General features: G+C 69.8%; 2 protein-coding genes. One reads left to right on the top strand and one right to left on the bottom strand.

Annotated features, from left to right (window positions below):
- Window positions 1–287 precede the first annotated feature (287 nt).
- Entirely contained in the window at window positions 288–722 is a 435-nt protein-coding gene (locus ACFXOZ_RS42525) for a hypothetical protein (RefSeq protein WP_375891314.1), read from the top strand.
- A gap of 109 nt (window positions 723–831) precedes the next feature.
- On the opposite strand, the gene ACFXOZ_RS42520 is transcribed toward ACFXOZ_RS42525, so the two are convergent.
- A partial coding sequence (locus ACFXOZ_RS42520) for an electron transfer flavoprotein subunit alpha/FixB family protein (protein ID WP_380595410.1) occupies window positions 832–1,308 on the bottom strand: 477 nt, incomplete at its 5' end.

The raw sequence follows: 1,308 nt of genomic DNA, 5'->3' as shown, positions 1-1,308 counted from the left end.
TCCGCCGCGAACGGAGCGATCTTCGCCTCGGCCAGCGAACGCACCGCCTCACGGAGCATCCCGTGCTCCTCGGAGATACGGAAGAGATCGAAGTCCTGGCTCATGATCGCCACTCCTGTTTCACGACGGTACTCAGTACCCTTCATTATGCACGTGCGTGGCAAAAAGGGAACTCAGTGCCTTCCCAGGGCGGCACTGAGTTCCCTATCCTTTTCCTGCCGAACTACCGCCGAACTACTGACGTACTTCAGCCGACAGAGCCGGTCCGAGCGCAGGGAGATGACAGCGTGGTCCACTCAGCCATCGATGCCGACACCCGGAGCACGACGCTGTACTTCCAGCGCTGTACCTGGTGCAACAACCCGACCTTCCAACGCCTGCTCTGCCCCACCTGCGGCTCCACCGAGCTGCGGCTGGAGCCCAGCGAGGGCACCGGCGTGGTCCGGCGCTGCGCGGTCGAACAGGCCCGGACGCCGCTGGTCCGGCAGAAGTCGCTGATCCGGATGGAGGAGGGGTTCGACGTCTGGTGCATCGTGGACGGGATGCGCAGCACCGTCCCGGTCGGCACCCGGGTGCGGCTGTACTCCTCCCCCGACTCCGAGCAGCCCGAGCTGCGGCTGCTGCCAATGGAGGAGCCGCCGCCGGTGCACGACCTCGAACCGCGGCCGCTGCCGCCCACCAAGGGCGGCTTCACCCAGCACCTCGCGGCCTTCGCCGAATAGCCGACGGGCCCGGACGGGAGCGGACGGACGGGCGGACCGGGAAACGGCGGAGGGCGTGGCACTCGGTACCGGGGTACCGAGTGCCACGCCCTCCGGCGGTTCGCGGGGATCAGCCCTTGCGGGCCTTCACCTCGGCGGTGAGCTGCGGCAGCACCTCGAAGAGGTCGCCGACCACGCCGTAGTCGGCGAGCTCGAAGATCGGGGCCTCGGGGTCCTTGTTGACGGCCACGATGGTCTTCGAGGTCTGCATGCCGGCCCGGTGCTGGATGGCGCCCGAGATGCCGTTGGCCACGTACAGCTGGGGCGAGACCTGCTTGCCGGTCTGGCCGACCTGGGAGCTGTGCGGGTACCAGCCGGCGTCGACGGCGGCACGCGAGGCACCGACGGCCGCGTCCAGCGCGTCCGCGAGCTCCTCGACCACGCCGAAGCCCTCGGCGGCACCGACGCCGCGGCCGCCGGAGACCACGATGGCGGCCTCGGTCAGCTCGGGACGGCCGGTGGAGACGCGCGGGGTGCGCGAGGTGACCTTGGCGGCGTTGCCGGTGAACTCCACCGACACGTTCTCCACCGCACCGGCGGCCGCGAC

Origin of the sequence: Kitasatospora sp. NPDC059160, from assembly GCF_042755465.1 — a bacterium.
Lineage (GTDB): Bacteria > Actinomycetota > Actinomycetes > Streptomycetales > Streptomycetaceae > Kitasatospora.
This window is presented reverse-complemented; position numbering and strand designations above follow the sequence as displayed.